This window comes from Microbulbifer maximicatervae (SeqCode), assembly GCF_052467825.1.
This window is the reverse complement of record NZ_CP174327.1, coordinates 4,077,049-4,103,183: the sequence shown is the minus strand read 5'-3', so window position 1 is coordinate 4,103,183 and position 26,135 is coordinate 4,077,049. Positions and strand designations below refer to the sequence as shown.

The 26,135-nt window shown below is 45.5% G+C and carries 19 protein-coding genes; 7 read left to right on the top strand and 12 right to left on the bottom strand.

The features are described from left to right. Positions 1-33 precede the first annotated feature (33 nt). Complete coding sequence (locus ACJJII_RS18255) at positions 34-492, bottom strand: nuclear transport factor 2 family protein (RefSeq protein WP_444917231.1); 459 nt, start codon at positions 490-492, stop codon at positions 34-36. 249 nt (positions 493-741) lie between these two features. On the opposite strand from ACJJII_RS18255, the gene ACJJII_RS18250 reads away from it, so the two are divergent. Continuing rightward, positions 742-981, top strand: coding sequence for a hypothetical protein (locus tag ACJJII_RS18250; RefSeq protein ID WP_444917230.1), 240 nt, complete (start codon positions 742-744; stop codon positions 979-981). A gap of 448 nt (positions 982-1,429) precedes the next feature. Here ACJJII_RS18250 and ACJJII_RS18245 read toward each other — a convergent pair whose 3' ends face one another. The 6 genes from ACJJII_RS18245 to ACJJII_RS18220 form a co-directional block, all read right to left on the bottom strand. Further along, positions 1,430-1,873 (bottom strand): bacteriohemerythrin, encoded by a 444-nt coding sequence (locus tag ACJJII_RS18245; protein WP_444917229.1) that lies wholly within the window; start codon positions 1,871-1,873, stop codon positions 1,430-1,432. A 1,033-nt stretch (positions 1,874-2,906) separates the two neighbouring features. After that, positions 2,907-3,290, bottom strand: a complete 384-nt coding sequence (locus ACJJII_RS18240) for an SMI1/KNR4 family protein (RefSeq protein ID WP_444917228.1) — start codon at positions 3,288-3,290, stop codon at positions 2,907-2,909. A gap of 328 nt (positions 3,291-3,618) precedes the next feature. Beyond that, on the bottom strand, positions 3,619-5,007 hold the full coding sequence (gene dbpA / locus ACJJII_RS18235; RefSeq protein WP_444917227.1) for an ATP-dependent RNA helicase DbpA: 1,389 nt from the start codon (positions 5,005-5,007) through the stop codon (positions 3,619-3,621). A 263-nt stretch (positions 5,008-5,270) separates the two neighbouring features. Further along, complete coding sequence (locus ACJJII_RS18230; RefSeq protein ID WP_444917226.1) at positions 5,271-8,405, bottom strand: efflux RND transporter permease subunit; 3,135 nt, start codon at positions 8,403-8,405, stop codon at positions 5,271-5,273. Beyond that, positions 8,399-9,937, bottom strand: a complete 1,539-nt coding sequence (locus ACJJII_RS18225; RefSeq protein WP_444917225.1) for an efflux RND transporter periplasmic adaptor subunit — start codon at positions 9,935-9,937, stop codon at positions 8,399-8,401. The genes ACJJII_RS18230 and ACJJII_RS18225 overlap by 7 nt, the downstream gene beginning before the upstream one ends. Positions 9,938-10,122: 185 nt before the next feature. After that, on the bottom strand, positions 10,123-10,524 hold the full coding sequence (locus tag ACJJII_RS18220; protein ID WP_444917224.1) for a hypothetical protein: 402 nt from the start codon (positions 10,522-10,524) through the stop codon (positions 10,123-10,125). Positions 10,525-10,723: 199 nt separating this feature from the next. Between ACJJII_RS18220 and ACJJII_RS18215 the strand changes: the two genes are divergently transcribed. Both ACJJII_RS18215 and ACJJII_RS18210 read left to right on the top strand, forming a co-directional pair. After that, a complete protein-coding gene (locus ACJJII_RS18215; protein WP_444917223.1) occupies positions 10,724-11,617 on the top strand; it encodes a hypothetical protein in 894 nt (297 codons plus the stop codon). A gap of 73 nt (positions 11,618-11,690) precedes the next feature. After that, positions 11,691-12,248 carry a hypothetical protein gene (locus ACJJII_RS18210; RefSeq protein ID WP_282932883.1) on the top strand — a complete coding sequence of 186 codons (558 nt, stop codon included), beginning with the start codon at positions 11,691-11,693 and terminating at the stop codon, positions 12,246-12,248. Positions 12,249-13,386: 1,138 nt separating this feature from the next. Here the strand turns inward: ACJJII_RS18210 and ACJJII_RS18205 are convergent. The 4 genes from ACJJII_RS18205 to ACJJII_RS18190 form a co-directional block, all read right to left on the bottom strand. Then, positions 13,387-15,174, bottom strand: coding sequence for a hypothetical protein (locus ACJJII_RS18205; RefSeq protein WP_444917222.1), 1,788 nt, complete (start codon positions 15,172-15,174; stop codon positions 13,387-13,389). Positions 15,175-15,602: 428 nt separating this feature from the next. After that, the gene (locus tag ACJJII_RS18200; RefSeq protein ID WP_444917221.1) at positions 15,603-16,643 is read right to left on the bottom strand and encodes a methyltransferase; all 1,041 of its coding nucleotides are present in this window, start codon (positions 16,641-16,643) and stop codon (positions 15,603-15,605) included. Further along, on the bottom strand, positions 16,633-17,823 hold the full coding sequence (locus tag ACJJII_RS18195; protein WP_444917220.1) for an AMP-binding protein: 1,191 nt from the start codon (positions 17,821-17,823) through the stop codon (positions 16,633-16,635). The genes ACJJII_RS18200 and ACJJII_RS18195 overlap by 11 nt, the downstream gene beginning before the upstream one ends. Before the next feature lie 118 nt (positions 17,824-17,941). Then, positions 17,942-19,156 (bottom strand): CaiB/BaiF CoA transferase family protein, encoded by a 1,215-nt coding sequence (locus ACJJII_RS18190; protein WP_444917219.1) that lies wholly within the window; start codon positions 19,154-19,156, stop codon positions 17,942-17,944. A gap of 326 nt (positions 19,157-19,482) precedes the next feature. Here ACJJII_RS18190 and ACJJII_RS18185 point away from each other — a divergent pair, with 326 nt between their 5' ends. The 3 genes from ACJJII_RS18185 to ACJJII_RS18175 all read left to right on the top strand — a co-directional run bounded on the left by ACJJII_RS18185 (position 19,483) and on the right by ACJJII_RS18175 (position 23,462). Next, positions 19,483-20,607 (top strand): mandelate racemase/muconate lactonizing enzyme family protein, encoded by a 1,125-nt coding sequence (locus ACJJII_RS18185; RefSeq protein ID WP_444917218.1) that lies wholly within the window; start codon positions 19,483-19,485, stop codon positions 20,605-20,607. 13 nt (positions 20,608-20,620) lie between these two features. Then, a complete protein-coding gene (locus ACJJII_RS18180) occupies positions 20,621-22,180 on the top strand; it encodes a BCCT family transporter (protein ID WP_444917217.1) in 1,560 nt (519 codons plus the stop codon). 523 nt (positions 22,181-22,703) lie between these two features. Beyond that, the gene (locus ACJJII_RS18175; RefSeq protein ID WP_444917216.1) at positions 22,704-23,462 is read left to right on the top strand and encodes an outer membrane protein; all 759 of its coding nucleotides are present in this window, start codon (positions 22,704-22,706) and stop codon (positions 23,460-23,462) included. An 84-nt stretch (positions 23,463-23,546) separates the two neighbouring features. Here the strand turns inward: ACJJII_RS18175 and ACJJII_RS18170 are convergent, their stop codons facing one another. After that, on the bottom strand, positions 23,547-25,151 hold the full coding sequence (locus ACJJII_RS18170; protein WP_444917215.1) for a (2,3-dihydroxybenzoyl)adenylate synthase: 1,605 nt from the start codon (positions 25,149-25,151) through the stop codon (positions 23,547-23,549). Positions 25,152-25,272: 121 nt separating this feature from the next. Between ACJJII_RS18170 and ACJJII_RS18165 the strand changes: the two genes are divergently transcribed. Further along, the gene (locus tag ACJJII_RS18165; protein ID WP_444913889.1) at positions 25,273-26,010 is read left to right on the top strand and encodes a thioesterase II family protein; all 738 of its coding nucleotides are present in this window, start codon (positions 25,273-25,275) and stop codon (positions 26,008-26,010) included. The last annotated feature ends 125 nt before the right edge of the window (positions 26,011-26,135 follow it).

Below are 26,135 nucleotides of genomic sequence, written 5' to 3'. Positions count from 1 at the left end.
AATGTAGGCGTTGCCCCTCATTCATTATGTTTTTCAGCGCATTTCTAGATATGCAATCGACGCCGGAACCTTCTTGGGTTCAACGTGTGTAGAATGCATCTGCTGTAGAACCCATTTACCATCTTCCTTGACCACCACAACACTTTCCAGCCATACAACGTCCCGCGTACCCTCTTCAGAGGAAAACACAGCTTTATTCCAGTAATTTATAAGGGCAATATCTTCTCTCACATCAGTAGAGATAAGGCTGTAGTAGTTCTCCCTCTTGTATTCAGCAGGTGGAACAGCGGCGATAAGTTCATCAATACCCCAAACTTCTCCATTCTCAAGAAGCTCAAATTTTTCTGTTACGGACCTCTTCATAGCAGAATGATCAAACTTAGAAATAGCTGAAAAGAGTGCAACAACCGGTTCAAATACTGGATCTGATTCTGCTACAGCAGGTCCAGAGAACAGTGACAAAACCAATACAATTTTTCTTAGTGTTTTCATGGTTCCCTCCTAAAAAAATAACGTTGCTAGCAAGAGCAGTCGAAGTGGCGCGTAGTTTTCAAGCGCTGCCACCGCTTGCTAAATTCACAGGGAGAAATATCATATTTTTCCCACTAAATAACTATCTGATTGGATCTCTATAATGTGGAGCTGGCTTACTTGATTTGTTAGTTTAAAACGAGGGTGCTCAAACAAAACCATGATACCAGTTTCAGGAGGGATCATTGGGTAGTTGCGCTCAGGTATACTATGGTGCTTGCTGAAACTAAAGAGTTTTCATTTTTTGGGGCAAAGCTTGCCTGGCATGATAAGTCTCTGCTCCAACTAAAATACCATTTTCGTCAGCTTGCTAGTCGATCCCGCGGTATTTCGATTGGCAAGACTCTGAAAGAGCTTACCGTGTTTCTCCGTGGTTGGATCAATTGTTTTGGTATAGTCCAAGGCTATAAAAATGTATTGATTTGGACTATTGGATACGGCAGAGATTAAGAATGATTTATTGGAAGAATTGGCGCAGGGAGAGCGAAAGTCCGAAACTTATTGCGCATAGGTGTAAGTGAATCGCTGGCAGTTTATCAGTAATTGTTAGCCACTTTTTCGTAGTTGCTCACTACATATTTCCTGTATCACAGCATGGCCAACTACCTTTGAACCCTCTCGAGCCTTTAGATTGGCACCTACCTCGAAGCATTTTAGATATGCCTCTGGTGTGGTGAATTTATCAAGCACCTGGGTGCCGCAACTCCTGTATCAATTAACCAATGAATTGTAGTCGTGAGGTAGTCAGCTTTAACCTTATTATGAGGTCAGTATCCATTCTTTACGGAGAATTTTTTCCAGAAAAATAAATCTGTACATAAGTACCAGGTTTCCAGTCCGGGTTTTCATTTCTATTGAAGTTATCATAAATCTCATTTAATAGTTGAGTACATGAATTTCACTTGAACAATCTGTGAACGGTGCGACTTATCCACCCCTGATGTTTAGTCATTTCTTTCCTCACATAGGGAGAATAATCTTTGTCGTCGTTCTTAATGTGATTTGTCAACCAGATTTTTAAATCACTCATAAGTCTACGAGTTATATCCTTTCCGTTTTCGTGTTGCTCAACATATGAGTCTATCTGCGCAACAAAGGATCTGTGGACTTTCTTGTGAGTGTCCGACAGAGGATAACCTGATCTTTCCATCAAATCTTCTTCGAAATCGAAGTGGGTGGACGTGTAATCGGCAAGGCCTATAAGTACTTTTGATATTCTCTCTTTATCATTTTCAATATGTGCCAAATCAAGCTCGTTTATATAATCTACGATTCTCCTATGCTGCTCATCAATGAGGTTTATACCCACTGACAACGACGCATCCCAGGACCAATAGCTCATTTTTCTTCACCAGGTTTTTATGTAACACTCGACTTTGTAGCAGGCGCGGAGCCGCAAAGCGGCGGAATAAGCATCCCAAAGCCGAAAGCGTGATAACAGCTGCTTGTGAGTTCTTTTTTTGTAATTTTTCACTGTTTCTCAAAATTCTGATTTTCGTGCAGTGGGACAATCTATTTATTCGACCAACTGACCTTCAACTAGTAATCTCAATTTTGACTCCCTGTTTATACTTGAAACTTATGAGGCCTTGAAAGCCAAGAGAGTTTCATACATTGGCGTGAAACAATGCGGGTATACCAATTCGTATTCTGTAAGACCTTAGTTACCACGTTTATCTTGAGCGTACTTATGCGTCTTGAAGGCCTTTTTTTACTTCACGATGCGAAGCCAGTCGGGATGCCTTTCTCGTACATACCTAGCCTGATTATGGCTGGCGTGTTTCAGGCAGACGACTAGCACTGTACTAGCCAACAGCTTGGCTGGCCACTGCCCAATATTTACGAGGAAAAAATACCAAACTATCCCCACCCAATTTCTTTCTTACTGGCACCCAGTGAAATTTCAGCGAATTGCCCCTATCTACCACGCCCAAGCGAACACCCTAGGAACGAAACCGCTTGACTTTCAATCTGGCAATTAGCAAAACGCTGAATGCCAAATTAGTACTTAATATTCTATGTTGGCATAATCAACAATTTATATGGTCTGCTACCATAACGCCTCCACTAAGTTTTATACACAGACGTTTTGCGCTTTCTTGATGTAAATCAATAATTTGTAGCTTTATCTCAATTTAACTGTGTCTTATATGGAGTTGTTATGCAAGATTGGGGAACTGATGGATTTAAAAATTAAGCCGTGGGGGATACTCGATTGGGCTCTTTATGGATTCCAGGGAGTTGGAGTTTTGAGATCCTATCAATAAAATTAGCTATAAACGGATGCCGGAGTAACTCATAGGCAGTCCGGTGGAGGCTGTTTCTTGGTCAGAACGTACTTAATGACTTTGTTAAATGTTTTTGGTTGAAATTTTCTACTCTTCAAGACAGTCATTGATATATTCTTCAATGTTTGAAGCTAGCTTCATATTTGAAATTTCTTTGTGGTTAAAATCTTCTTCATGGTCTGCTATATATATAGAGGTATCTTGTTGGCTTAAATTGATAAAATAATAATTTCCGAAGCCGTCGAAGCCTATTGCAAAAAAATGATTTGGCCAATGATCTTGATAACAGAAACCATCTTCACGAAGCTTCCGATTAGTTTTTATAAGCCAGTCTAAGTCTTTTACAAGTTCTCCCTCAATCCGGTCTAGAACATCAGATTGTGGGAATGGATAATTTATAAGAGTATCGGTATAGAAAGATGGTAACTCAATGTCAAAGGCATTGTTAATTGTGTTAATTGTATTTTTCATGTATTTGTGTATTGCCCACGTATAGCATTTATATAGTAATCATACGGATCACTATTATCCTGATTACTATTTCAGAATCAATTTCTTCGCTAAAACGAAAATATTGTTATAAAGTCATTGGATTAAATTTAGTTGTCACGGCCGTGCAAACTGCAAAAAGGATCACTTTGACTACTACCACATTTCTTATGTCACTCTGTAACTCTTTGATTCATAGTTGATTATTATATTTTTCGTCAGCTTTTGAAATAACAATCAGGATAACCATGAACCCGAAGCGAGCGCCAAAGGGCAATCCCCCGGCGTTGCCAGGGGATAGTCACTCGACTTAGCCTCGAATACGCCGCACCCGGAATTTGCGCCCTTTCAACTTGCCGTTTTCTATTTTCTTAAGTGCTTGAGATGCCACATTGCGTTTAATCGCAACATAGGCGGTCATGTCCAGTACGTTGATCTTGCCAACATCTTTACCGTCAATCGGGCGATCACCTCCGGTTAGGGCTCCCAGGATATCGCCGGGGCGGACCTTTTGCTTCTTGCCGCCATCGATTTGCAGGGTAGCCATCGGTGCCTGGAAAGGGGGTTCACTTAATATGCTGGCGGGTGGCGGTGTATCTGGATCGGATAGTGGGTCCTGGGTTAGGTCCATACGAACCAGTTTGTGGCCTTCTTTCTCGGCAAAAAAGGAGTAAGCGCAACCGCGCTCACCGGCGCGGCCTGTCCGTCCGATGCGGTGGGTGTGAACTTCCGGGTCTTTGGCGATATGAAAGTTGATAACGGCATCCAGCTTGTCGATATCAAGGCCGCGTGCAGCCACATCAGTAGCTACCAGAATTGAAGCGCTGCCATTGGCAAATCGAATCAGGGTTTCACTGCGCTGGCGCTGCTCCATATCACCATGCAGGGCGAGGACATTGAAGCCAGCCTGTTTCAGATCATCGGCCACCTCATCGGTTTCGCGTTTGGTGTTGCAGAAAACCAGGGTATTGACTGGCTTATCATTGAGCAGGACACGCCGAGTCATCTCCAGGCGATCCTCGAAACTCTCAGTTCTGTAAAAGCGTTGTTCGATCACCTCGTCGCTATGGGCAGAATCAATTTTAACCATCACCGGTTTTTGCATCACTCGGGCGCTGAGCTTTTCAATTTCATCGGGATAGGTAGCGCTGAATAGTAACGACTGCCGCCCAGTTGGCACCTGCGCCAGAATAGTGTCGATAACGTCCTGGAATCCCATATCGAGCATTCGGTCGGCTTCGTCAAAGACCAGCGTATCGACATGCTCTAAGGAGAGTGTTCCTTTGCGCAGGTGTTCTTCGATGCGTCCTGGAGTACCAACGATGATATGGGCTCCATGGGCCAGGGAGCCGATTTGAGGGCCGAAAGGCATGCCGCCGCAGAGAGTCAGAATCTTAATGTTGTGAATTGCCCGTGCCAGTCGGCGCAGTTCCTGCGCAACCTGGTCCGCCAATTCCCGTGTTGGGCACAGAATCAGCGATTGAATCCGAAAGCGGCTGACATTGAGCCGATGCAGCACCCCCAAACCGAAGGCGGCCGTTTTACCGGAACCGGTTTTTGCCTTGGCGATAACGTCCTTGCCGTCAAGAATGATCGGAAGCGTTTTGGCCTGAACCTCGGTCATGGACTTGTAGTTGAGTGACGCCAGGTTTTTCAGCAGGGCGGGGTTTAGGGGAAGATCGGAAAAAGGTGCAGTCAAGGTGAATCCTGGAGTCGTTAAATGTCAAATACGCGTATTACACAAGCAGTAGGGAAAGTGATCGTCACCTACTTAGCCTTTGTGATCGCTGCAATTTTGCAGTTTGTGCGATACAAAATCTGTATGGAATTTTAACAGTTAACCCTGAAGAAACCTATGAATCACCTTGTTCCCATCATAGTCTCTTCTATTCAGATTATCTTCTTGTGAAATGAGAACTGAGGCACTGGGTAGCATAAACCCGGTGCCCCAATTTACTAACGTCAGCTTTGCTTTCCTTCGCGGGCCTTCCACTGATAGAAAACCCCGGGCATCACTAACAATACAAACAGCAGTGTGGTTATGGTGCCGCCCACCATTGGTGCTGCGATCCGTTTCATAACATCTGCGCCGGTGCCATCGGAAACCATGACTGGTATCAATGAAATTAACAGTGTCAGGCTGGTCATTAGCATCGGGCGAATACGGCCAGCTGCCGCTTCGGCAACAGTCGCTGTATTGCCGCGCTCCGAGTTATTCCCAGCGGCAGATAAGTAGTGCAGCATTAATAACCCCATCTCAGCGGCGAGACCAGCCATAGCAATCATGCCGACCCATACAGCAACGCTCAGTTTGTAGTCGAGCAGGTATAACAGCCAGAAGGCGCCGATTAGTGCCATTGGCATGGCGGTGAGTACAAACAGGGTGTCGGATAGCCTGCCTCGATGCAGATACAGCAGGAAGCACACAGCCAATAAGGTCAGGGGCACTAACCATTGCAGGCGGGACTTGGCGCGCTCCAGGTATTGGTATTGGCCGGCCCAGGCGATACGTTGCCCGGGAATCAGATTAACCTGATCGGCAACAACCTGCTTTGCGCGATTAACATATTCTGCAACGCCGATATCGCCCTTCAAGTCGACAAATACCAAGCCCACCAACTGCCCATCCTCATTGCGGATCATGGGCGGCCCAGTGCGGAAGTCCAGATCAGCCAGCTGGTTCAGGGGCACTTGGGAACCATCAGAGGCGGGGACCAGAATTTGTTCAAGCTGTTCAGGAGTATCCCGGTAGTCGCGGGCATAGCGCACTAACACATCGTAACGTTCGCGGCCTTCGATGGTCTGGGTTGCGGCCAGGCCACCAGCCGCTGCGGCGATCACATCTTCGATATCCTGTACATTCAAGCCGTGGCGAGAGGCCCGTGCGCGATCGATATCAAAGTCCAGGAAGTAACCGCCGGTTAGGCGCTCGGCGAAGACGCTTCGGGTTTGTTCCGCAGTGCGTTGGTCGCTCCGCAATGCTTCTTCGATAGCCAAAGCGGTCTGTTCGATTTCCTTCAGGTTATCTCCAAACACTTTGATGCCGAGCTGGCTGCGAATGCCGGTGGCGAGCATCTCAGTGCGGGTTTGGATGGGCATCCACCAGATATTGGGCATGCCCGGATAGCGCAGCTTTTCATCCATTTCCGCCAGCAGGTCGTCCCAAGTCATGCCGGGGCGCCACTCACTTTTAGGCTTCAGGGTGATTACGGTTTCTACCATTGAGAGCGGTGCAGGATCGGTGGCGCTATTGGAGCGGCCGATCTTGCCAAAGACATGCTCTACTTCTGGGAAGGCTTTCAGTTCCTCGTCCATTTGTTGCAGCACCTTGCCCGCTTCGGTAACCGACATGCCGGGTAGGGCGGTAGGCATATACAGGATGCTGCCCTCATTGAGCGGTGGCATAAATTCACCACCTAGCTTGCTAATGGGGTAGGCCACAGAAACCAGAGCTAATACCGCGAGAGTGGCTACAACTTTGCGTTGCCGCACACAGAAGTGAATCACTGGCTGTAGTGTATGGACTAAAACGCGGGAAATCGGGTTTTCCCTGTTGCGAATTTTGCCGCGCATTAGCAGTACCGCGAGCGCTGGAATCAAGGTGATTGCCAATAGGGCGGCGAAAGCCATGCTGTAGGTTTTGGTGTAGGCGAGGGGTTTGAATAGGCGGCCCTCGGTAGCTTCCAGCGCGAATACCGGCAGGAATGAAACCGTGATAATAATCAGGGAGAAGAAAATACTCGGCCCGACTTCCTGCATTGCCCGAACGATTAGCGTTCTTTTCTCGCCTGGAGACAACTCCTTATCCCCATCGGCTGCCAGCTTTTTGTGGATGTTATCCACCATTACCACTGCCGCATCCACCATGGCACCGATGGCTACGGCAATACCTCCCAGTGACATAATGTTGGCGGTAAGCCCTTGTAGGGACAGTGGAATAAAGGCCAGTAAAACTGCAATCGGCAGAGTGATTACAGCTACCAATGCGGAGCGGGCGTGGAGTAGGAAAATAGCGATCACAGCGGCGACCACCAGCATCTCTTCAATCAGGGTGTTCTTGAGATTGTCGATCGCACTATTAATTAATTTTGAGCGATCATAGGTCACTACCAGCTCAACGCCTTCCGGTAAGCCCGCACGGACTTGCTTGATACGCTCTTTAACTCTCTCAATAACCTTGAGGGCATTTTCACCGTAGCGCATCACCACGATGCCACCTACGGTCTGGCCCTCGCCGTCCAGCTCGGCAATACCGCGCTGCATCGCAGGCCCCAGAGTAATATCCGCTACCTGATCCAAAGTCACCGGAATCTTTGCCGCATTGACCCCGATCACCACCTCTTCGAGATCGTCAACACTGCGGATATAGCCACGGCCACGCACCATATGTTCGTGGCCCGCGATCTCCAGTACTCTTCCTCCGGTGTCGTTGTTACTGCGGCGAATGGCCTCGACCACTTTACCAAGCGGAACCTTAAACATCTGCAAGCGATGGGGGTCGATTTGGACCTGGTACTCCTTTTCGTAGCCTCCAATGGAGGCAACTTCGGCCACGCCTTCAACAGAAGTGAGCCAATAGCGCAACTTGAAATCCTGTAGTGCGCGCAGTTCTTGCAGGTCGTTATTACCGCTTCGATCAACCAGCGCGTACTGGAACACCCAGCCCACTCCGGTAGCATCCGGGCCAAGCTTTGGCTGAACACCTTCTGGGAGCTGGTCGGCTACCTGGTTGAGGTACTCCAGAACCCGTGAGCGGGCCCAGTAAATATCGGTGCCGTCTTCAAAGATGGCGTAGACAAAGCTGAGACCGAAAAAGCTCTGGCCTCGCACATATTTGACTTTGGGCAGCCCTAACATTGCGGTGGAAAGCGGGTAGGTGATTTGATCCTCGACCAGGTCAGGGCTGCGCCCCGGCCAGTCTGTCATCACAATCACCTGGGCGTCGGACAGGTCCGGAATAGCATCCAGGGGGACACTGGTTAGCGCCCGGTATCCAGCCAGGGCTGCGATCGCTACAAGAATCAAAGTGATCCCCGGCTTACCGGCGCAGGCCCCAATAATTCGGGCAATCAGCCCTTTGGGTTCAGAATTTACCACTGCTGTACCCCCGACTTCAGGCGGCTTTCCGCCGCGATCAGGAATACTCCAGAGGTGACAATTTTATCTCCTGCCTGGAGGCCAGAACGGATAACAATCCTGTCGCTGTCGCCATAACCGGTGCGTACCTGCACCGGCTCCAGACGACCCTGGCCCAAGTCGCGGAAAACAATGCGTTTCTTGCCGGAGATCAATACTGAATCCCTGGGTACCACCAGGAGGTTTCCCAGTTCGGCGGTTAACATGATGTCCGCAAACAGTCCCGGGCGCAGTTCACCATCGGTATTGGGCAGGGTCACACGCAGCCGTGCACTGCGGTTATTGTGATTAAGGAAGGGATCAATCTGGGTGAGGGTGGCAGGGATTTCCTCGTGGTAGACGTTGGTTAAACGCACTTTGGCCGGCATGCCTTTTTCTATCAGTGGCAACTGATCTTCGTAGGCGTGGGCTTCAATCCAAACCTGGCTGAGATCGGCTATACGCAGCAGGTTGTCGCCCTTTTCAAACGCAGAGCCCGCGACAATATTCTTCTCAATAATCACACCACTGGCGGGTGCAAAAATCGGGATATAGTCCTGCGCTTTTTGTTGTTCAACCAGCCAGTCGATTTGCTCTTCAGAGAGACCCCACAACAGTAGACGCCTTCGTGCTGCTTTCTCCAAGGCATCGCCACGGCGGCGGGCCTTTAGATACTCGTCCTGGACTGCGAGCAACTCGGGGCTGTAAACAGAAAACAGTACTTCGCCGCGCTTAACCTGCTTTCCTTCAAAATCTGCATCTAACTCACCAATCCAGCCGTCGAAGCGTAGGCTGATATCGCGCAAGCGGGTTTCGTCATAGGTGACCTGGCCGTGCAGGTGAATGGGCAAGGCGAATGGCTGTCGCTCGACGATACCGGTTTTGATACCAATGGCCTGGCGCCGGCCGCTATCCACCACAATGCTGCCACTTTGCAGTTCATCGTGGCTCACAGGTTGCAGGTTCATACCGCAAATAGGGCAAGTACCGGCTTCGGCAGCTCTTACCGATGGGTGCATTGAGCAGGTGTAATAGGCAGTATCTGAAGCCTCAGGCGCAGATTTCAGGCGCAGGCCTTTGCGATTGGTGCTCATATCAAAGGCCAAATCGACATGCTTATCGTAGCCTGTCGCTACATCTACCACCATGGGCCAGGAGCCCACCATGGCCAGCTCAATTTCACCGGTGAAGATACCGGGGCTGGATTCACTGATATCGGCGACGGCACGCATAGCTGGCATGGCGCCCATGGCGGGCATCTCGGCTACCGCGCGAACTTCGGCTCCAGCTACTGGCTCATTGTCAGCATTGCGAACTTCAATTCGAATTTGGTTTTTACCCGCTTGGGGTTGTAGCGGATCAACCGAGACGGCAATTTGGAAGGGTCCAGCCTGCACAAAATCGGCATTTGGAATTTCTGCTTGTGCAGAAATTTTCTTCCAATAAAAGGCCGCGCCGGCAGCCGCCAACAGCAGGGTAAGGGCGATTAAGCTCAATGTTCTTTGCTGGCTCATAGGGCACCCTCCTGAATGAAGGAAAGGGGCATCTGCGCGCAAAGCACGTTATCAATGAGCAGGCCACCAATGGCCGCTATAGCTTGTTGGGAAATCAAAAGGTTCACTCCTAGAACAATCTTTCTGAAGCCGCCAGCAAACATGGGCTGGGGGCATATTTCGCTAGTCAGAGAGAAAGGGAGTGATCAAATACGCAGGCGCAAAGTGGCAAGCCAGGTTCGGTTGCCGGGGTGGGATTCTGTCGCAGTAGGAGATAATTCAGGCGTACCGAAAGGCGGAGCCAGAATTTGGGGCCATTGGTAAGTTGGCGGTGGCGCCAACTGGGGAAGTTCCAGATTCAAGTGTGCGGCGGTGACGGCGACTTGGTGGTCGTCCAACGAAGTCTTCAGGGAGACCTGGGCATCATAGCCACAACAGTCATCATCTGAGTCTGACCCCTTGGCCATATCATCGCAGCAACATTCCGCTGCCGGCTTGGGTTCCTCCATCATTTCGCAGGCGAGCACAGTCTGCACCTGCAACATCAGCAGGAGCAGGGCCGCCATGGCTATCAGCTTGGCGCGAAATGTGGACGAATAGTTCTTCATTACTGATAAATCATACACCAGAGGCCGGTTGCACGACAAAGGTTGCTTTCGCTATGTGACCAAGGGGCACTTCTAAGTTTTTCTTTCTTCTATTAGGGGTAATTACGGCACAGGTTAACCCTTCGGCAGAGATTTCTTGACGATAGTTAGTAGATTCCCTTCGATAAATGCCACTACAACAGCACCACAAGGTGTCTCTATGAAATTAACTCCATCGGCTTTCCTCTTTCTGCTTTATTTGTTGGCGGTACCTTCTTTTGCAGCCTCCAACGGCATATCTCTAGAGGAGTTATTTACGACTACTTATAAGCACAATGAAGAGATTAACAGGGAGTGGGTGTTGAGTAGGGAGCGGAACTTGGCTGCCTGGCAAAGAATGAGGGCTGTTAGGGAAGCTGCTGAAAGGGGGGAAGACTTGTCTTACCTCAGTAAGTATGGGCTTGAGAAGAAGTCCGCTTGGTACGAAATTGATTTAGGAGAGAATCCTGAGTGGGTGACATCATATAGGCTGCTGAGGATACTCTCCTCTTGGCATATGTTGCCGATGAATCAGGAGGAGCTTTATGAGCTTGGTATGACTGTGACTGAAGTGGAAAAGTTGGGTCGCTATGTTATCGCCAATGACATCAAAGAAATTAGTATTCAGGCAAGATTGGATTACTTCCACAAAGAGGAAGCTGGCTACATTGGCCGAATTCTTCAGGGCGGTGAGGACTTTTCCGCTATTTATCTAGAGCTTAAAGATAATATTGAAGCTCTTGAACACCTGGTGGGAACTAATTGGACCATAGACTTATTCAGCCAGTTTGATAATGAGGCTCAAGAGATATTACTGACCTATAGCTTATCGAAATATAAGTCACGAAATGGAATGGGGCCCAGTGATTACAGTTTGGATCAAGAGGCCGAAATGTTTGTAAATCAATTTCTCTCTGGAGAGATCAGCGCAATGATGAGGGAGGGTTTGGAAAGTCATAGGGAAAGAAGATTGGCTCAAAAAGCTAAGATCAATGTGGAATTTAAGCCCCCGGTTGATTCGCCCGTAAATGAGTGCAAGTGTCCTCCCGATCAATGTTCCTACAACAATTCTTGATTATACTTAATTTAATAGATTTCCCATCATAATCGACCGCGTGGCATGGTCTTCACTTCGAGTGGTAGTTGTAATGACTGTAACAAGGATCTGTTTTTGGCTTGTCGCGCTTTTCTATTCCTTATCCCCCTTTGCAGATGAATACATAGTCCAGAGTGAGGACTACGACCCGTTTACCCAGATGACAGAACTCTGGCTAAAGGGTGAAATATCAAATCGTCAGATAAGGGATTTGGCACTAAGAGGCCGATATCAAAACAGCTCTGCCGCTAATAGTGCTCATGTCTCCTTCTTTCTTGATGAAATGCAGGTGATTGCGCGGGGGAATTCTGTATCGGGTCGTTCGGCCCAGATATCCGTCCAGGTTGATGAGTCAATTTTTGACTTGGATTATGACCTTGTTTCTATGCATATGATGATCAATGGTCATGGAAATGGGTTATCGAGCAAGCAGAAATTCCTTTTGGTTACTTTTATGTACCGGTTAGCAGCAGAAGGCTGGAGCAAGTCTTCTGGGGTCGATGAAATGGAGAAACATCTTATTTATCGAACTCTCGATTACTTATCTGAAATGCCTGCAGATTATAAAATGTGGGTGATAGCTAAAGAGATACAGTATCCGGTTCATTAGAATAGTCCCTAAGCAGTATATACTTTCAAAAGTCAACTTGACAATTTTTTCCTGCCCTTATTGCAGTATATTTTTTTGGAAATAAATATTAAATGGAATCCAGGGCTGCTAATGTAAGGTAGGTCCTAGCGAAGCCGGCCTCGCGGGGTTCTGGAGGCTTAATTAGTTTCAGTGCGATAAAATAAGTAACACCAAGGCTATATTGGTTCAAAGGTTGCCGTTGTCTTAAACTAACAAAGTGCAATTCTAATTGTGGAATACCAATTCTTACCTCAACATAAGTTTTTTCAGCAAAGAGGCGTCAGTACAATTTTGTCTTGGTTTAGCTATTTGTATACCGTAAAAAAAGATTTGGAGTAGAATCTTTTCTTTGGTAAGAAGGATATGCTTATTTAATTTTTCTATGCTGTTAATAGATTTTAGGAGCGAGTTATGTGAGCCTATCTCCTTTTTTTTGTTATGGTTGTTTGCTTTTGCTTGTTTAGGTTTGTTATTCTTGTCTGCAAAAGTGGTTATCGATAATATCAAAGATGAGTGTGAGTCCGTAAGCGTATTAGGTCTCTAGGCTATTTTTCTAAGATCGCAGTTCAAATACACTGCTAAATAACGGCGCGATGAGAATTTGCTAAAGTTTTTGTCATTTTGGCCCGGATAGGATCCGCGAATAGCATTGACCTTTTACACGATAAAGGCACTCTCATTGTTGACTTGTAAAATATCACAATTGGTTTGGAGGTTTTAACTAAATATTGAAGTTAGTACAATTATTTCGTTTGGCGAGAATTGAGGCAAAACTGTAAGCTGAGGCTTATAAATTATCAGTTTAGCGGTTCGAAAGAAGCGCGCTGAAGATGGCTGCAGTGACGGTCGAGATAGTATTTGTAATCTTGGCTAACGATTGTACTTTTTGAGTTTATACGGCCCACTATTATTTCAATAGCCCTTTATTGCTTGTAGGGTTTTCTTCTACTAGCTTATCGATTGCTAGATACTCTTGGGACAATGCTAGTATGGACATCCATACTTGATAGATTATGAGAGAAGTTATCTTAGAATTTGGGAGTATTTAGGACCATACTGCCTCCATGGTTGTTAGGCTTGACTCAAGGGCATAGCAAATGAGTCAAGCCGATTCGTGTCAGATCCGTATGGTGCCCCCACTAGCAACTAGTATTTGATTGCCCTCTGCATAGAGGTGGCATTTTCCTAAAACTCTATAATGTTCATTGTGTTTTTCACATGCACTCAGGGCTTCTTGGTTTGCTTGTTCTTGGCTGGATCTATTCCAAATGTACCCTATTGATAAGGCACCTCTATGATCAATTGCTATGGCCAGCGCTTTTATACCAGGTAAGCTTCGATATTCTGTAATCATGTTAACAAGTCCTGAATCGCTCTCAAAAGTACCAGCTTGTTGTTGTAGCTCCCTTAGCATTGCCCTTAATGATTCTTGCGAATCTTGGTTGGTGATCTGCATTAATAGAGGGCGGCTAACTTCTGCAAAGTAGTCTTTATCGCGTTCTATATAGAGTTCATGGGCATACCACCAGGCAATGTCGAGATCCCTGGGGGCGCGTAGATATGCTTGCTCTAGCATTTCAAGATAACTGCTTCTAGGGCTTCCTAATACCTGCATGGAAATAGCAAGGCCGTGCCAATACGCAGCAATGCTATCGTCTAATTCAATTAATCGAATATATTGGTCTCTTATATCACTTAACCGATCCATACTGATTGCAGGCCCGGCAGCCATCTCTTCAGATAAACTTGCTCTCGCTTGAACTTCAATAAACCAATTCTTGCTGTGAAACTCTTTTGGGATAGTGCTGAGTATTTTACTGGCTCGTGTAAAATTCCCTGCTGAAATTTCAGAGGACGCTAGGGCGATATCTAGCTCTTTATCATAAAAACCATCCTCTCCGGTGGATCGGATAAATTCTTGAGTCTCACTCGTTGACTGCTGAGTGATTGATATATAGCGGGCTATTTCCCTAAGTGCGATTTGAGGACTTATTGAGTTTATCGATAAGCCTATATTTGCATCATAACCTTCAAGAGTACTTGTGAAATATCCAAACTTGGACCTGGGTAGTTGTTGGTACTCTACTTCTAATTCCTCAAGGGACATATTGAGGGAGTCCGCAAGTGTATTAACTGTACTTGTACCATTATTATACTCATTCAGGTAGTCAAGTAGCGCTTGACGTCGATTGGAATCGAAAAGCATCCAATGAGTAAGCATCCATCCACTTGAGTATAAGGATAAAAACTCTTCATCATTTAATGATCCTTTTTTTGCCATTAACAATTTTTCAAGGGGGAGAACTCTGCCTTGGCGTATAGAATATGCTTGGCCAATTGGGATTTTCCCCAATTCAAACCTTTTTTTGCCTTTTAATTGAACCGTAGAGAATAACTCCGCAATTCCTTCGCTATACCAATAGGGGATATTTTGAGAGCTTCGTGCATACGTTAGGAAATGTGTGTATTCATGAAATAGGGTCTCTCGGGCGGGGTTTCCAGGGAGATGCGAATTGCCGGTTAAATCTATTAATGCAAAGCTGCCATAAGAGGTGTTATTAAAAGTTCCTATGATTTGATTGCCTAGACTTTCCCCGCGCCTTGATGCTTCTCTGAAAGAGTATTTATCGGATAATGCAAAGATCGTTAGCTTCTGATTGTCGGGGCCATTACCTAAGTACTTATTGGTGATATATCTAAACTTCTCGAGGTCTGTTGCGAGTTTTTCAACTTTCCGTGGAGAGCCATCTGTCACGATACGAAAGTTGGATGTTTCAATTTCAAACCAGTTAGAATTGGCTAATCTTGCTGAGCTAGAACACCCTGTGACATTAGGTAGAAATATTAGCAATGCTGAAATCAAAGCTAAGAGCTCTTTGCCTTTCCTGAGGTTCCTGACTTTCATTGACTTCCTTTTCATTTCATCTTAATACTAAGAAAATTTTAGCTTATATGCTCATAAAAAGTTAGATCTGCAAATAATGTACCTTCACGTCGCAAGGCAATCCTTGTGCTAGAAGCTTCGCACTGAAATTAAGTAATTTGTTAGCATCTTGACGATGCTTGCTATTTTGCAACTGAAATCCTCGAATATACTGAATGGAAAGTGGTCAAAGGTATTATGATTAAGATCTCCTTAAAGAGTTTCCAATAGTGGGGAAGCTGGAAGCAAATAAACGGCAGTCTCAATTCCTTTAATTCTGAATGATGTAGCTCGTTATGTTTTGAAGCGTACTAGGTATTGATGTTAATGTTGAATTTATGGGGGGATTTATAGCGTATGAAGGTGCAGTGTGTTCTTTCTGATTTAGTACTAATCGATAGTTTTTCTGTCTATGGCTTTCTCGCGGACACTACAAAGAAGTAACCCAATGCTCGTCTGCACTGAGAGTCTTCGAAGCCGGCTTTTTCAAGCATCTCATATAGCTTATCGATAGAATAGAGCTGAGATCCGTGATTCATAAATAGGTGAAAGCAAAACAAACTCGGGGTCAGGCGGGTTTCATCGAGAAGCATGTCGTGAATAAAGAGATGCCCCCCATTTGGCAAGAGTGCGAAGGCTTTATCAATTAAAAATTGGCAGGTTTCAGCACGCCAATCGTGCAAAATATTACTTAAGCAAATCCCGTCACAGCCTTCTGGCCAAGAGCCTGTAAAGAAGTCGCCGGGTACAATTCGAACCCGCTCTTTTTTGCCGAATTTTTGTACATACTCCCTTGCTACTGCACACACGGGCGTTAAGTCAAATAGTACTGCCTTGCGTTTCGGGTAGGAATCGCAAAATGGTAGGGCAATTGCCCCTGAGCCACCACCCGCATCCATTAAGCAATGAACCTCTTCAAAAATCCCATTAGAGACAGCTGTGACTGCCGAGGAAAATCCTTGGGAGTGCATCAGGTGTGTAAAGGCTGCAGCGGATTCTGAGTCCATATCGTTGTTTTGCCACATATCGGTTACCGAACGGCCTTTACACTCAAGTTCATACTCTCGCTCCAGGCTGGTTAGTATCTTTTTATCTAGATGATTGACGTTGTAGATATGGAAGGGGTCTAGTAACACTTCGCCCCAGTAGTAGAGACTGTCTTTTGATAGATAAGACTGGCTCAATTCCGTATTTTTTAAGCGATGATTATCGTAATAGACGTACCCTAAATGACTTAAAACCAGAAGAAAAAATCTCATTCCCTTATCGCTGAGCTGCAACTTATGACTGAGCGACTTACAGGTGTCATATCCCTGCTCAATCAACCCCGTAATATCTAGCTGAGCCGAAACCATTAGACAGGCAAAATTGTAGTTTCCCATCAACCGGTCCCACATAGGGCCATCGGAAACTGTCGGTGGTGTTATCTTGTGGGTTTTACTATTGCTCATCGTCTGTTACCCATATGACCTGGGGGATTTTGTTAGTCCGCGGAATACGTCTGAGTTGGTGTACTTTTTTGGCGTTGAAGGACTGTGGGTATTGTTTGACTACAGAGGCCAGGTTATGGATATTTGCCCGCACATATTCACTGACTTTGCTGGCATCCGCACTGCCAGTAAACTGTAAGGTAATCCTGTCTGCTGACTTTTGATCGGGTGAGCGGCAACTGAGTAAAAGCTGGACCTCTTCTACACCAGTACAGTCATAGGCGAGGCTTGTGATCTTACTGGTGCTTAAAAGGGCGCTACAGAGGCTGATAGCATCGTCTGCTCGCCCTTCAATCAAAAGTGCTCTGGGGCGGCCACAGCGGCATGTTGTTGGCTTGATCAGATCTCCCAAGCGATAGCGAATAATCGGTACTGTCCAGCCTTCACCAATTCGTGTGAGAAGGGCGCCTTGGTCGTCGGTTTCAATGAGCTGCCCTTCCAATAAGTGGTACTTCTCCAGGTCACACTCAGGGGAATTGACAGCAATGCTATTGGTTTCTACCGATCCATAGTCGCACCACAGCCCAGCATTAGGGAAAGCCTTACGTATGACCTTCAACTTTGCTTTGGTCCAAGGTTCCCCCATCCAGATAATTGTCTTTATTGGGAGTTGGCTGCCTGAATTTAGTATACCTTCGGCAAAATCTGCCAGTCCCGTGGGTGCGCCAGCGAGTGAGTCCACATCGATGTTATGTAGAAGTTCCAGCCAATTCTCCACCTCACCAGGTATAAAGGGGCCTGTAGGTGCAATGGTGCATTTGGAAGCCTCTGCCAATGTTTGAATAAAGTAGTGTGCACCCCATAGCCGCCCTGGATTAAAGAGATTAAGAAGAACACTTTGAGAGCTGAGCGGGCGCCATTCCTTCAGCAATCTTTGAGCTGCCTGGTGATAAGGTGTATAGGCCAGCTTCGGCTTTCCAGTTGTTCCGCCGCTAGACATGATAATGGCACCGTGTTCCTGCGCGGCATTTTGGCTGATATGTTTAAGCTCAGCGGGGCCACAAACGGGGATGTCATCGAGACAGGCGGCAGAAACAGGTATATCTGGTCCACCGTAGGGTGAAAGACTGCGGGCGTGGGCGAGAATGGCATTCCAATCCAGGTGGCCAATGTTCATAGCGTTAAGGTAGCTCCCGTTCAATCCCGTCTTCCTGGGGTGGTGAGGTATCGGATGGAACTGAGGAAATTGTAGTAACAGGGCGCCTAGGTAGAGAGTGGCCTGGCCAATTGGGAGTTATCCTCATCAGTACCGATGCATTTCAGCAGCAATAGATCACGCCAGCTTTTGCCAGGGACTCCACTTCATCTTGTGGGATACCCAGGTCACCAAGGATCTCTCGAGTGTTCTCTCCGTAAAGTGGTGCTTGCTGAAAAGGCACTGGAGGAGTGTCGGGAATAGAGAAGGGGGCGTTTATAAATTGTATTGAGTCACGGCTTGTACTGCGTGTATAGGGAATTGATACAGTCTTGTTGTTATCTCGGACATAGGGGTTGTTAAGCGCCTCGGCGATATCATAGACCGGGGCACAGGGGATTTTACCCTCCATTTGAGCACACCATTCTTTTGTTGTTCTCTTCTGGAAGTACTGGTCTAGAGCTTCTGTCAGTAGCTCTCTGTTTTGCATTCTGCTTTCATTGGTCAAAAAGCGGGCATCAGTTTGTAAAATATCGGAGCTTAACTCGTGACAAAGCAATTCCCAGAATTTCTGGGTTAAGCAGGCCACATAAAACCAACCATCTGCTGTCTTTACTAATTGACAAGGTGCTTGGGATGAGTGGGCTGAGCGAGGTTGCTTCCCTGGAACTATCCCCTCGTTGAGAAACCATAACCCTTGGTAGCAGAGGCAATTTAGCGCTATATCGAATAAGTTAGTGTCAAAATCACCACCTTTTCCTGTGACTTCGGTCCGCAGTAACCCAGAAACGGTACAGAGGGCTGAATAGACACTCCCCAGGAGATCCACTACTGACACGCCAACTTTGGTTGGGATTGACCCTGGTTCTCCAGTCACTGACATCCAACCAGTTTCTGCCTGCATAAGGAAATCATATCCTGGCCAGTGTTTTCTATTGTTGTCTCTGCCATACCCTGAGAGATGAGTACAAACTATCTTGGGGTTAGCCACTTTGAGATCAGCATAGGTAACGCCTAACTCTTCGGGCAAAGAACCTCGAAAGTTGTCGATAACAGCATGTGAGTTATTCACAAGCTTCAAGAATACCTCCCTGCCAGTGGGATCCCTGATATCCAGGGCCAAGCTCTTCTTGTTGTGGAGCGTCGATTCACTTGTCTCATTGTCTTCGCGAGCTTCATCAAGATAGATAGATCCCATTTTTCTAAGTGGATTCCCACCTTGTTTGGGATCTTCAATATTGACTACTTCTGCGCCCAGAAAAGCTAGTAAAGTGCCATGAAAGGAACCTGCGCCCCAGGTTTCGAATGAAAGGATACGCTTTCCGTGGAGAGGGAGCATTATGATATACCTGATTTGCGCAAACAAATTAATGGCCAGCCAAGTTTTGCCACTTAGTTACAAGTGGGTATTAGTTTATAGATCACTGTGTAAATCTGATGTGGGAAAATAGAGTACGAAGTTTGCATTGGTTATTAGGATCTATTTAAGTTACGGCGGACATTGAGTGTTTTATTATTCCTTATAGGTTTGGCTGACAAATAGTATCCCGATCCGAGGAATAGTTTTTACCTAGTAGTAAGTCTAAGTATGTGCCACCAACGCACAACTGGGCATTGCGAACTAGACTCCTTGAGATCCAGTTAATAGCTTTTAAGGATGTGAATATGGATCGTTTTCATATCAGCAGGGTGGAGCTATATGCGATAGCCGATAAAAATGCGCCGCCAATTTGTTGGACTGCTAATCAAACTCCGTTGTTATACACCAACAACGTTATTCGCATTATAACCAGTAATGGTATCGAAGGTATTGGTGCGACATTGAGTTATACCGAGAACGGTTTTGATCGATGTATTATTGAATCCATGCGCACAATTGCACCTGGTATTTTGGGTAAAAACCCATTGAGGACAGAGGAATTATATAACTGGTTAATGGAACGGTGTACTTGGGGCGGGTTGCCTGCTAAATCGCCTTTTGATATTGCTGCATGGGACATAAAAGGCAAAAAGGCCGAGATGCCGATTTATGAACTTTTAGGTGGGGCACGCTCAAAAATACAATCTTATGCATCCTCTCCTATGTTTGACACTGTGGAGGAATACGAAACATATATCGAAGATTGTATAGCGGAGGGGTTTACAGCAATAAAATTTCATTGCTCTTGTATATATGAGAGAGATATGGAATTAGTTTCAGCAATTCAAGCACGTTTTGAGGGGGAGTGTGTGCGTTTCATGCTGGATACAGCCTCTCTATATACTCCTGCTGAAGCTATGGGCATGGCCAAGTGGTTGAGTGAAAACAACTGGGAGTGGTTTGAAGCTCCAGTTCCAGATTCTGATTGTAGGACTTATCGAGATCTTGTTAATAAATTCGATATACGAATATTAAGTGATAGTAATTCCTTGTTAACACCACATGAGATAACTAATGCGTTGAACTTGGATACCTGGACTAGTGTTCACCTGGATGCCACTGTTTGTGGAGGAATTACGCATTTAAATAAATGTTTTGCCATTGCGGAAGGGTTTGGTAAAACGTTAGAGATACAAAGTATGGGATTTACGCTTACACAAGCTGCTAACCTACACGTTGCCCTTGCACATAAAAATTGCAATTATTTTGAGCAGTTTTTCCCTTATGAAGGTTTTGAGCTTGCGAGTAAGGTGTTTATTCGAACTGATAAGGAGGGTTATGTCCATGCCCCTCAGGGAAATGGGCTGGGAATAGCCATGGATTGGGAAAAGGTAAAGGATAACTGTTTTTGTCAATATGTGTTTGAGTAGGGTGATCTAGACTATGCAGGAATCGGATGCCAAGAAATATATTATGGATAATAAGTTAACATTGGTTAGTTTCTTTTTGGTTTTACTTCTTGGTGTTGTTGCAGTTATTTATCCTGAAGGTACTAAGGACTTTATGAAAGAAATGTTAGCTCTAACTATAATAGACTTAGGGGCAATATTTCTTTGGTATACCCTTTTAGGGACCTTGGCCCTTTTGTTTTTAGCCTTTTCAAAATATGGCAAGCTTCGTTTGGGAGAGGGGAAGGCAAAGTATTCTCTTGTTCAGCTTTTTTCTATGGCTCTCTGTGCAGGTATGGGAGCTTCGACGATGTATTGGGCATATATTGAAGTAATTCATTACTATATGGACCCCCAGTTCGGTATTTCTGCCGAATCAATTAAGATGGAGTACGCAACGGCTTTCAACATTTTCCACTGGGGGTCGGCAGGATGGGTTATCAATTTGATGGTGGCGATCCCTTTTTCTGTGAGTTTTCATATTAAAAAGAATCGAACCCTTAAGTTGTCCTCTGTATTAAATAATATGCTTGATGATCGTATGCCTGAGTGGTTGAAAAAAGGCGTAGATTTATTGTTCATTGTGACCACGCTTTCGGCTACGACATTAACCCTTGGTCTTGCGATTCCAATGATTTCGTATAATGTCAGCGCCTTAACGGGTATTCCGGATAGTCTTTCTACAGGAATAGCCATTATCATAGGTTTGTCTCTCCTTTTCTCATTGTCGTCATTTATTGGCATTGAGAAGGGGATGTCACGTATATCTGGGTGGACCATCTATATAGCAATATTCCTACTTTTATATACGTTTATTGTTGGGCCAAGTGCTCTTGTTGCAAATAATGTAACGAATAGTTTGGGGATATTGTTTTCTGAATATTTCCGCATGTCCTTGAGTACAGACCCATATGGGAGTACTCATTTTCCTCAGTATTGGACAATTTTCTTTTGGGCAACCTGGATATCCTATTCGCCGGGTGTAGGTGTGTTTGTTACAAAAATTTCTCAGGGGCACCGTCTGAGAGATGTGATTTTAACTTTGATCCTTGGAGGAGGGCTTAGTAGCGCATTTATCTTTGGGATAGCGGGAACTTACGCTGTAGATCTTATGAACCAAGGGGCTGTTAATGCAGTGCAAGAGCTTTCCAGTGGGGAGCCTCTACGTCTCGCCCATGATATTTTAAGTCAATTGCCGCTTCCTGAGTTGGCGATAGCCATTTTTCTGCTGTCAATGATACTGTTTTGCGTGACAACCTTGGATGCAACTTCATATTCATTGACCGGGGTTGTCACAAAAAATCTTGATGCTGAGGCAAATGTTATGCCGGCATATCGAGTTTTTTGGTGCGGATTGCTAACGGTGATACCCATTGTGTTTTTATTTATTAACGCCGATATGGATACGCTAAAATCTTTTCCCGTTTTAATTGTAATCCCTCTCCTTCCTATATTGGTAATTCTATGTGTTAAAACAGGAGCTTATCTGTCGTCCCAATTTGGCGACATGTCTGAGGGCGAAATTGAAGCGTATAGAGCACCTGCTAAGATGTAACGTGCAGGAATTGATTGAGTTGTACATTAATTGTAGAGTGTAACTCTGTGCTAAATAGCTGGCTAAATGACATGAAAAGATAAGTGGTCGCGGAGTGTTCCGATTTTCAGCCTTCCTCCTTGAGTTGTCCGATATAAAAGTATCGGTAATGTTAGCGTGTCGGTTTTGAATGTAGTTTATATCGAAATTCAGAGTGTTTAAACGGGGTGTATAAATTTAATCGCTGCGCTCATATATTGTTGGTTTATGCCCGTTCATCACATTGTTAAGACCTTTCGGTACCCTGGCAGTAAATTGAGCCCTGGAAGTTTGGAGTTACTGCTACTTTTAAATTCATAGGAGTATAGATTTGCTTTGAATCCATAGCTGTTCATTGCAGAAGAAAGTCATTTATCGATATTAAGATGAGAGTGTTGACAAATAGTGTTTTGTTACGCCGTAAAGGGCAATGAATCATATCGATAAATCGTTGTATTAGATATTGCGTGGGGTTTGAGTTGTGTAAAGCGACAAGGAGGTTACTATGCGCCTGCACTCAGCTGTCATTATTGGAACACTTATTTTTTCCATGGAGGCCATAGCTGCTGACTATGGTAGCCTAGAAAACCCGTGGGGGTTTCGTCCATATGTTTCACTGAATGGTGGAGTTAATAGGCTGGAGGTTAAGCAGGATTATCGTACTGTAGGGGTATTTTATGACCCATATTTCTACTACGATTATTTTTACGAATATAGTTACTACAAAACCTCAAGTTCAGGAAGTGAGCCTTGGGGCAGCGTCGATATCGGGATTGACTTCAATGGCTACCCATTTGAACTTCGCTTTAGCTATGGCAGAACAAATTTAGGGCGATCGATAACGGTAGAAAATATCGATTATATTGATGACGAAGTTACAGTTGTTGAGCGATACCAGGTCGATCAGAAACATCGCTTGGATGTATTTTCAATTACAGGAACTTTGGATTTATCTTGGTATTGCGACAGGTCCTGCATGTATTTGTTGTTGGGGTATAGTTTTGCGCAGCTGGACTGGTCATATACCATGGATGAATTTTACGCTGGTGGTAACTATTATGGATCAAATGAATTCAGTAAAAGCTATTTCCATGTAGGTCTAGGTGCGCGATACAACTTTAATAACTCTTTACGTATAAGTGCCGAATACATGCTGCACAATGTTGGTAAGGTGGGGGAGTATTATATAAATGACTTTGACCATATAGAATTTGATTTAAGGAATCTTAATGTGTTGCAAGTTGGTATATCCTTTATATTCTGATTTATACTTCTTGTTTATCTAAAATGAAAGTATGGATTAAAGCCATACTTTCATGAATATGGGAGCTCAATCTCTCAAATAGTACTAATCGATAAGATCTAAGAGCTTACTCTTATCAACTTTCCCGACTGCGGTAACCGGCAGACGAGATAACACTTTAAGCTGTTCAGGTAGCTTAAAGCTGGCCAGGCCCCTTTCGGTTAAGAAGTCGCGCAACGTTTGCAAGCTTGGCGCTTTATCTGCACATACGATAGTCGCTCCAACTTGCTCTCCCATCTCTTGGTCTGGCAAGGGAATGATAGCCGCTTGTTGAATGCTGGGATGGGCGAGTAGATGCTCTTCAATTTCGTCACATGCAAAAGTTTCCCCGCCCCGATTTACAACATCTTTGAGGCGTCCAGTAACTACAATATTGCCGTTATCTAGAATGCGTACACGATCCCCGCTGCGATAGAAACCATCTGGGGTAAAAGCGCGTCGGTTATGTTCTTCTGCTCGGTAATAGCCTCTCAGTGTATAGGGGCCGCGAGTAAGCAGTTCTCCTTCTTCTCCGGCTTTCACTTCCTGCCCGTACTCATCAACCACTTTTAGAGTATCGAGGGAACTCATAGGTCTTCCTTGAGTATTGGTGATGGTTTCATTGTTATCTTCGCAATGGGTGTAACAAATCAACCCTTCGGCCATTCCGAATACCTGCTGTAGTGCACCGGGAAAAGCATCTATCGCAGCATTGGCGTCAGTTGGACTCAGCTTTGAGCCACCAACTTGAAGTAAGCGGAGAGAGCTTAAATCAGCATCTTCCCATTCTGTCGCTACAGTCCAGACTTGAGCCAGTGCTGGGACCAGGGCTGTGGCGGTTACGCCGTAACGCTCTATCAGCTCAAAGCAGTAGTCCGGGCTTGCATCTTTGGTGAATATTACCTGCCCACCCATGGATAGCGTGCCCAGAATGCCGGGGCAACCCAATGGAAAATTATGGGCGGCGGGGAGTACTGCCAGATAGATTTCATCTTTTCCTAAATTACAAGCAGCCGTAGCGCAGGTAATGTTGTAGCGATAGTCATTGTGGGAGCGTGGAATAAGTTTCGGAAGTCCTGTAGTGCCACCGGAAACGAGGAATAGAGCTGGGGCGTTGGGGTCTACGGGAACAGGGGTGAAGCCTTGGCATTCTCTTCTGGGCAGGGAGGGGAATGTGTCATTTTCATCAGAACTGTATATGCCTCGCAAAGTCGGAGATTGCGAAGCAATTTGTTCTATCATGCTGGGGCGACTTCCATCAGTTTCAGCTCCTGAAGTGATATAGATACTGGCACCCGAGACTTGTGCAAAATGGCATATTTCATTTTGGCGATGTGCTGGCAAAGCTAATACAGGAACCAATCCCGCTCGAAATAAACCGAGTAGGGCTGTGATGAAACTGACTTTATTGCTCCACTGGAGTATTGCCCGCTCCCCAACTTTGTAGCCTTGTTCCACCAGGCCTGCAGCAATGCTATCGGCCTCATTAACCAATTCAGCATAAGTTAATTGATCCGATAGGTCCCGAACTGCGCATTGATTGGGAAAGTTTTTCGCATTACGTGTGATCAGCTCCCAAATAGGTTGGTTATCCCAAATTCCTTGTTGCTGATAGAAATCCTCTAGTTCCTTTGGGTGAGGCGTGTAACCATTAAGTAAATTATTTTCCATGCTGGTCTCCTGAAATGTTTGGGTGGAGCAGGGGAGTGTTTTTTTGAATCTTCTTCAGATTTCTAAATTAAGAATTAACAGTTAGTATTCACGGCTTCAAATTTCTTATTGAGATAAATCTATGTCCGGCGCTTGGCTACAAATCCCTCGCCCTCAACCTAAAGCGGCTATCCGACTTTTGTGTTTGCCTCATGCTGGTGGTACAGCATCACTTTACCGGCCCTGGGCGAAATTATTGCCAGATTCCATAGAATTGGTTCTCGTATGTTTACCGGGTAGGGAGCAACGCTGTAATGAAGCTATGCCCGCAGATATGCAAACTTTAATTGCTTTGTTAAGTAGGGCTATCAAACCTGTCATCGATAAACCCTGGGCAGTATTTGGGCACAGTATGGGAGCTACAGTTGCTCATGAATTGGCTCTCTCCTTGTATCGCGAAAAATTGCACGGTCCTGAACACATATTTGTCTCTGCGCGTGAAGCGCCACAATTTCAAAAGAGTGGAAACATACACCAGTTAAGTGATGAATCTCTGTGCCAACAACTCATTGAGCTTGGCGGCACCTCTCCTGAATTATTGGAAATTCCTGAGTTAAGGGCTCTACTACTTCCTGCTATACGCCAGGATTATCGATTGATCGAAACCAGCAATATGTCCTCGGACCAACTTCTAGATTGCCCCATCACCGCGATGCTAGGACGGGATGATCCTGAGTTGAGTACCGTTGAAGCTCAGGGTTGGCAGCAGTGGACCAATGGTGAGTTCCAATTGAATGAATACGCAGGTAACCATTTTTATCTGTCAGATTGCCCCGATCTGGTGGTTGGCCATATTGTTCAGAAGCTCCGCTTGGCCTAACTGTATGTGAAGTTATGTTGGCCGTATAAAATATTTCTGTTTCTTGTAACGCTATCGAAATTAATTGTTGGGAGAATAGGGCTGTTGAGCGGCCCTATATTCTCCATCGTTCAATAGATAGCGGA

Bases quoted from the DNA above. Each gene is read 5' to 3' on its own strand.
- ACJJII_RS18255 (WP_444917231.1), bottom strand. From the start codon at position 492: ATGAAAACACTAAGAAAAATTGTATTGGTTTTGTCACTGTTCTCTGGA.
- ACJJII_RS18250 (WP_444917230.1), top strand. From the start codon at position 742: ATGGTGCTTGCTGAAACTAAAGAGTTTTCATTTTTTGGGGCAAAGCTT.
- ACJJII_RS18245 (WP_444917229.1), bottom strand. From the start codon at position 1,873: ATGAGCTATTGGTCCTGGGATGCGTCGTTGTCAGTGGGTATAAACCTC.
- ACJJII_RS18240 (WP_444917228.1), bottom strand. From the start codon at position 3,290: ATGAAAAATACAATTAACACAATTAACAATGCCTTTGACATTGAGTTA.
- ACJJII_RS18225 (WP_444917225.1), bottom strand. From the start codon at position 9,937: ATGAGCCAGCAAAGAACATTGAGCTTAATCGCCCTTACCCTGCTGTTG.
- ACJJII_RS18220 (WP_444917224.1), bottom strand. From the start codon at position 10,524: ATGAAGAACTATTCGTCCACATTTCGCGCCAAGCTGATAGCCATGGCG.
- ACJJII_RS18215 (WP_444917223.1), top strand. From the start codon at position 10,724: ATGAAATTAACTCCATCGGCTTTCCTCTTTCTGCTTTATTTGTTGGCG.
- ACJJII_RS18210 (WP_282932883.1), top strand. From the start codon at position 11,691: ATGACTGTAACAAGGATCTGTTTTTGGCTTGTCGCGCTTTTCTATTCC.
- ACJJII_RS18205 (WP_444917222.1), bottom strand. From the start codon at position 15,174: ATGAAAGTCAGGAACCTCAGGAAAGGCAAAGAGCTCTTAGCTTTGATT.
- ACJJII_RS18200 (WP_444917221.1), bottom strand. From the start codon at position 16,643: ATGAGCAATAGTAAAACCCACAAGATAACACCACCGACAGTTTCCGAT.
- ACJJII_RS18190 (WP_444917219.1), bottom strand. From the start codon at position 19,156: ATGCTCCCTCTCCACGGAAAGCGTATCCTTTCATTCGAAACCTGGGGC.
- ACJJII_RS18185 (WP_444917218.1), top strand. From the start codon at position 19,483: ATGGATCGTTTTCATATCAGCAGGGTGGAGCTATATGCGATAGCCGAT.
- ACJJII_RS18180 (WP_444917217.1), top strand. From the start codon at position 20,621: ATGCAGGAATCGGATGCCAAGAAATATATTATGGATAATAAGTTAACA.
- ACJJII_RS18175 (WP_444917216.1), top strand. From the start codon at position 22,704: ATGCGCCTGCACTCAGCTGTCATTATTGGAACACTTATTTTTTCCATG.
- ACJJII_RS18170 (WP_444917215.1), bottom strand. From the start codon at position 25,151: ATGGAAAATAATTTACTTAATGGTTACACGCCTCACCCAAAGGAACTA.
- ACJJII_RS18165 (WP_444913889.1), top strand. From the start codon at position 25,273: ATGTCCGGCGCTTGGCTACAAATCCCTCGCCCTCAACCTAAAGCGGCT.